The sequence below is a fragment of the Sphingomonas sp. genome, assembly GCF_035490575.1.
GTDB lineage: Bacteria > Pseudomonadota > Alphaproteobacteria > Sphingomonadales > Sphingomonadaceae > Sphingomonas.
In genome coordinates this window covers 37,391-43,938 of record NZ_DATJLI010000167.1, presented here as the reverse complement: position 1 = coordinate 43,938, position 6,548 = coordinate 37,391, and the positions used below count along the sequence as shown (strand labels likewise).

Annotated in this window: 4 protein-coding genes; 1 reads left to right on the top strand and 3 read right to left on the bottom strand. The window is 65.4% G+C overall.

Features of this window, described 5'->3' with window-relative positions; all coding sequences use genetic code 11:
• Together VL973_RS12800 and VL973_RS12795 are read right to left on the bottom strand one after the other, a co-directional pair.
• Window positions 1-1,470: DPP IV N-terminal domain-containing protein (locus VL973_RS12800; protein ID WP_414712245.1), on the bottom strand; the 1,470-nt coding region annotated here is incomplete at its 3' end.
• A gap of 86 nt (window positions 1,471-1,556) precedes the next feature.
• The gene (locus VL973_RS12795; protein ID WP_325284412.1) at window positions 1,557-2,642 is read right to left on the bottom strand and encodes an AI-2E family transporter; all 1,086 of its coding nucleotides are present in this window, start codon (window positions 2,640-2,642) and stop codon (window positions 1,557-1,559) included.
• 248 nt (window positions 2,643-2,890) lie between these two features.
• Here VL973_RS12795 and acnA point away from each other — a divergent pair, with 248 nt between their 5' ends.
• On the top strand, window positions 2,891-5,563 hold the full coding sequence (acnA, locus tag VL973_RS12790; protein ID WP_325284411.1) for an aconitate hydratase AcnA: 2,673 nt from the start codon (window positions 2,891-2,893) through the stop codon (window positions 5,561-5,563).
• A gap of 64 nt (window positions 5,564-5,627) precedes the next feature.
• Here acnA and VL973_RS12785 read toward each other — a convergent pair whose 3' ends face one another.
• Window positions 5,628-6,536: a DUF481 domain-containing protein gene (locus VL973_RS12785; RefSeq protein WP_325284410.1), complete on the bottom strand. Its 909-nt coding sequence runs from the start codon at window positions 6,534-6,536 to the stop codon at window positions 5,628-5,630.
• Window positions 6,537-6,548: the final 12 nt, after the last annotated feature.

Sequence of the window (6,548 nt, the reverse complement as noted above, 5' to 3'; positions counted from 1 at the left end):
GAACGGCGCATAGGGGTGCCCCTCCCCAAGCGCGTTTTCGTCCAGCCATTGCAGCCGCTTGCCCGCCGCATCGGCCAGATAGCTTTGCGTCGGCTGGGTCGGGCTGGAGCGCGTGACGATCAGGCGGCTGGCCGCGCCGTCCATCACCGCGCTGTTCCAGTATCCTGCCTCGGTCAGCCGAGTAACCGCGCCCGGGCGCGTCAGCGGCGCGGCATAAGCGTGGCGTTCCAGCACTCCGTCCTTGTTGGCGGTGAAGTAAACGCGGTCCTTGGCTTCATCGACGCCGATCACGTCCGCGACTTCCCAGTCGCCCTCGGTCAGTTGCGTCCAGCGCCCGTTTGCGAACCGATAAAGATGTGCATTGCCGTCGCGTTCCGACCACCAAAGGATGCTGCCATCCTCCAGCGCATGGAAATTGTCCGACAGGTTGATCCAGCTCTTCGCAGCCGCTTTTTCGCTGAACAGCACGCGCGATCGGCCGGTCGCGGGATCGACGGCCAACATGTCCAGCACCGTCTGCTCGCGGTTCTGGCGCTGGACGTAGAGCGTCTTGCCGTCCGCGCTCCAGTCGACGCGTGCGAGATAGATGTCGGGGTCGCTGCCCAGATCGACCTTGACCCGGCCCGATCCGTCGGGGGCCATCACATACAGTTCGATCGCGACATTGGGCGTGCCCGCCAGCGGATAACGCTGTTCATACAGCCGCGTCCCCTCTGCCGCGATCGCCGCGCGGGTCAGCACGCGAACCGGCGCTTCGTCGAAGCGGGCAACGGCCACGCGGGTATCGCCCGGCGCCCACCAGTAACCGGTGGAGCGGCCCATTTCCTCCTGCGCGACGAACTCCGCCTCGCCCCAGTGGACGGTGCCCCCGCCCCCTTGCGTCACGGCGCGCGCCTCGCCGCCCGACAGCGGCTGCACCCACAGATTCTGATCGCGGACGAAGCTGATATAGCGACCCGCCGGGCTGATGGCGGGGTTCAGTTCGCCCGCTTCGCTCTCAGTCAGGCGGCGGACATTGCCGTCCAGCGTCGCCAGATACAGGTCGCCGTCCAGCGGGACGAGGATCGAGCGGCCATCGGGCGCCCAGTCATAGCTGACGATCCCGCGCGTGCCGCCGATGCGCGCGCGTTCGCGCTGCATCTTCTCGGCCTCGGATAATTCGGCGCCGGTGCCGACCTTTTTCGAATCGACCAGCATCCGCCACTGACCCGTCGCCAGATCCTGCGCCCACAGGTCCAGCCGGTTCGGCTCGCCATCACGCGCGCGGAGCTGGGTCAGCAGCTTGCCGTCGGGCGACAGGCGCGGCGGACGCCCGCCGCTGCCGGTCAGCCCGCCCGCCATCACGCGTTCGAAATCGAGCGTGCCCGCCTTTGCCGCTTCGTGCCCGACCTGCGCCTGTGCCACTGGCTCAGCCGCCATTGCCGTCACGCTTGCCGACCCGAGCATCAGGGCCAACCACCATCCACGCATTCCCATCTCCGGTGAAACCGCGCGCAGTCGGGGCGCACGGCACAACATCGGGCGTTCATGCCGCGTAGGGGCGCGGGCGTAAAGGGTCAGTGGCCCTGCTTGCTCCCTTCGGGCGCGTTGCTGTCGGGCGGCGGCGGCGCGTCGATCTCGGCAATGTCGGCCTCGTGGCCCAGCGTGTCGCGGACCCACAGCAGCGTAATCAGCACATAGATGACCACTGCCAGCGGCGCTGCCACGATAACGCCGATCATCCCGAACAGGCTGCCCAGCGCCGCCAGTGCGAACAGCAGCACCGCAGGCGGGATCGACACCGCATATTTCTGGATCATCGGCGTCAGCACATTGCCTTCGAGCTGCTGCGCGATGACATAGACGACGATCGTCCACAGGATCGCGTCCGACCCCTGCGCCAGCGCCAGCAATATGCCCGGCGCCGCGCCGATGAACGGGCCGATCAGGGGAATGAAGTTGGTCAGGCCCGAAATGACCCCCAGTGCCGCCGCCGAGGGCACGCCGACCATCGACAGCCCGCCCCAGATCAGGAACCCGACGATCAGCATCGTCGCGAACTGCGCGATCAGCCACTGGTTCAGTGCCTGGCCGCTGGCCGACAGCGCCTCGCGAACGCGCGCGCCTTCCGACTTGGGGAACAGCTTTTCCACGCCGCGCGTGTAGAGGCCGGGGTCGAGCGCGAAATAGATCGCGGCGACGATCACCAGCACCAGATTGGTGATCGCCCCGACCGCGCCGAACGCGAACGACACCGCACGGCCCATCATGCTCTGAATGTCCGGCGTGCCCGACAGAAAGCTGTTCAGAAAGGGCACCTGTTCCGCCAGCGACCGCGCCTGTTCGAACGCCTGCGGCAATTGCGACGCCACTTCGGTGAACTGTTCGGTCAGTTGCGCGCCGAACAACCATCCGCACAGGCCAAGGACGACCAGGATCAGGAGCAGGCCCAGAAAGACCGATGGCGTGTCCTTCATGCCAACCCGCCGGAACGGCCAGCCCGCCGCGCGGATCAGGGTCGCGACCAGCACCGCCGAAAAGATCAGCAGGAACACGAACGAAAACTGGACCGTCAACATCGCCAGCCCGACGATCAGCATGACGACCAGGGTCGATCGCGCCACGCGCGCCAAGTCACCCGAACCGATATCACCCGAAGCCATGATTTCCCCTTATTACCCCGGTCGAAACGCGGGATTGACGCACGCGAAACAATCTGAACACACGGAGGGTTCCGATGGCCCGCGTTGCATGTCGGGCGCGCCCGGCCGCCAATCGAACGTCCCCCTTCCCCATCCCCCGGCCGCTTGCTAAGGCCGCCAACGAATCTTCGCATTCGCAACAATGCCGGGCGCGCCCGCGCGGCTCCCGCCGCCTCCCCGCCGCGACCGGCCAGACCGGAAGGGCCATTATGACCGCCATCGGCAACGACACCCTGGGCACCCGCGACCAGCTTCAGGTCGCCGGCAAGACCTATCATTACTACAGCCTCGCCAAGGCGGCGGAAAAGCTGGGCGATGTCAGCCGCCTGCCTTTCTCGATGAAGGTCCTGCTGGAAAACATGCTGCGGTTCGAGGATGGCGCCACCGTCACCGCCGACGACGCACAGGCCGTGGTCGATTGGCAGAAGGAACGCCGCTCGACCCGCGAGATCCAGTATCGCCCCGCGCGCGTGCTGATGCAGGATTTCACCGGCGTGCCATGCGTCGTCGATCTGGCCGCGATGCGCGATGCGATCACGTCGCTGGGCGGCGACCCGGCCAAGATCAATCCGCAGGTGCCCGTCCACCTCGTCATCGACCATTCGGTCATGGTGGATGAGTTCGGCACGCCCAAGGCGTTCGAGCAGAACGTCGAAATCGAATATCAGCGCAATGCCGAGCGTTACGAGTTCCTGAAATGGGGTTCCAAGGCGCTCGACAATTTCAAGGTCGTGCCGCCGGGGACCGGCATCTGCCATCAGGTGAACCTTGAATATGTCGCGCAGGCGATCTGGTCGTCGGAATCGACCGACGGGTCGGGCATGATCGCCTATCCCGACACGCTGGTCGGCACCGACAGCCACACCACCATGGTCAATGGCCTGGGCGTGCTGGGCTGGGGCGTGGGCGGTATTGAGGCGGAAGCCGCGATGCTGGGTCAGCCGGTGTCGATGCTGATCCCCGAGGTCGTCGGCTTCAAGCTGACCGGCAAGCTGGCCGAGGGCATCACCGCCACCGACCTGGTGCTGACCGTCACCCAGATGCTGCGCGCCAAGGGCGTGGTCGGCCGCTTCGTCGAATTCTATGGTCCCGGCCTTGCCTCGATGAGCCTGGCGGACCGTGCGACGATCGCCAACATGGCGCCTGAATATGGCGCGACGTGCGGCTTCTTCCCCGTGGACGACCGCACGCTCGATTACATGCGCCTGACCGCACGTTCGGAAGAAAATATCGCGCTGGTCGAAGCCTATGCCAAGGCCAACGGCTTCTGGCGCGATGACGATGCCGCCGACCCCGTGTTCACCGACACGCTCGAACTCGACATGGGCACCGTCGTCCCCAGCCTGGCCGGGCCGAAGCGCCCGCAGGACCGCGTGCCGCTGACCGACGTGGACGACAGCTTCAATGGCGATCTTGCCAGCGTCTACAAAAAGGACGCGCCCGTTCGCGTCGCCGTGGAGGGCAAGGATCACGACATCGGCGACGGCGATGTCGTTATCGCCGCGATCACCAGCTGCACCAACACGTCGAACCCCTCGGTGCTGGTCGCCGCCGGTCTGGTCGCCCGCAAGGCGCGCGCGCTGGGCATCAAGCCCAAGCCATGGGTCAAGACCTCACTGGCGCCGGGCAGCCAGGTCGTCACCGACTATCTGGACAAGGCCGGGCTGAGCGCTGATCTCGACGCGGTCGGCTTCAACCTGGTCGGCTATGGCTGCACCACCTGCATCGGCAATTCGGGTCCGCTGGCGGAGCCGATTTCGGCCGCGATCAACGGCAACGACATTGTCGCGGCATCGGTCCTGTCGGGCAACCGCAACTTCGAGGGCCGCGTCAGCCCGGACGTGCGCGCCAATTTCCTTGCATCGCCGCCGCTGGTCGTCGCCTATGCGCTGAAGGGCACCGTGACCGAGGACATTTACGCCACCCCGCTGGGCGAAGGCACCGATGGCCCCGTGTTCCTCAAGGACGTGTGGCCCACCAACGACGAAATCCGCAGCGTGATGGACGCGAACATCGACGACGAGATGTTCCGTTCGCGCTACGCCAATGTCTATGCCGGCGACCGTCACTGGGCGGGGATCAGCGTCGAGGGGTCGGACACCTATGCGTGGCCGCCTGAATCGACCTATATCGCCAACCCGCCCTATTTCGAGGGCATGGAGATGACCCCCGCCGCGACCGATGACATCGTGTCGGCAAAGCCGCTGGCGATCCTGGGCGATTCGATCACCACCGATCACATCAGCCCCGCCGGCTCGATCAAGGCCGACAGCCCGGCGGGCGCATGGTTGATGGAACACGGCGTCACGCGCACCGATTTCAACAGCTATGGCGCGCGTCGCGGCCATCATGACGTGATGATGCGCGGCACCTTCGCCAACATCCGCATCAAGAACGAAATGGTGCCCGGCATCGAGGGCGGCATGACCCGCTATGGCGCCGACGTCATGCCGATCTATGACGCGGCAATGCGCCACAAGGCCGACGGCACGCCGCTGGTCGTCATCGGCGGCAAGGAATATGGCACCGGATCGTCGCGCGACTGGGCGGCGAAGGGCACCAACCTGCTGGGCGTGCGCGCGGTCATCACCGAGAGCTTCGAGCGTATCCACCGCTCGAACCTGGTCGGCATGGGCGTGCTGCCGCTGGTGTTCGCCGACGGCGTGACGCGCCAGACGCTGGGCCTGACCGGCGACGAGACGTTCACGATCCGCGGCGTCGCCACGCTGAAACCGCGTCAGGATGTCGAGGTCGAGATGACCCGCGCCGACGGCTCGACCGAAACCTTCATGACCAAGTGCCGCATCGATACCGCCAACGAACTGGAATATTTCCTGAACGGCGGCATCCTGCAATATGTGCTTCGAAAACTGGCGGCCTGATCGCTGCTGACGGCATGAAAAGGGCGGTCCGATTCGATCCGGGCCGCCTTTTTTGTTGCGCCCCCTAAAACGCATAGACCAGCGACGCGCGGCTGGTCGTGTCGGTGCTGACCCGCCCCTCCGGTGGGCGCGATTCATATTGGATGACGTAGGATAGCTGCATCTGGAGCGGTCCCAGCACCTGCGCGCTGAGCGCGGTCGTGCTCGCCACCGTGCTGTTCGCCGATTGCAGATAGAGCGACGCATCCTGCCGGAACGACAGGCGCGGGCTGATCTGCCAGTCGAAATCGACCGATCCGCGCGCGGCGACGTTGTTTTCCAGCGTCTGGTCGGTGAAATCGGTGCGCCGGAATGCCGGGCCAAGCTCCAGCTCAAGGTTCATGCCCGTTCGCCGGATCACCGTGTAACCGGCACCGACCGATGCCGAATAACGGCTGGTATAGCCAAGGAAGCGGTCGGCTTCGAACTGCGCCGCGCCATAGAAATACAGCCGGTCGTCGACCTTGTAATTGGGTTCATAGGCCGCGAGGTAGCGTTCGCGCGAGACGACGTTGAAACTTTCCTGATAATCGGCCTGCAACATCCACCGGTGACGCCAACGCAGGCCTTCGCGCGTGATGTCCAGCTTGCCCGACACGCCGATATTGTCCGAGTTGCCGGCGGTCTGGAACCCGGCAATTTCGGCCCGTCCCTTGATGAGCGACAGGAAATCGGCTTCGCGAAGCCGGGTCTGCGCGCTGGCATATCGGTCGTTCTTCCACGCCTGCGCGATGCGCTGCATCGCCGGCGCGGCGGGGATTTTGGCCGCATTGGCATATTTGACCAGCGTATCGACCTCCCCCTCGTTTCCGCCGGAGATGGCGGCGTCGAGCATCGCCTTCAACTCGACGGGAATCGTCACGGGCTGGGCCTGCTGGATCGGATCGTCGCCCGACACGATCGCCACGGCCACAAGGGGAAAGGACTGGAGCATGAAGGGCATTAT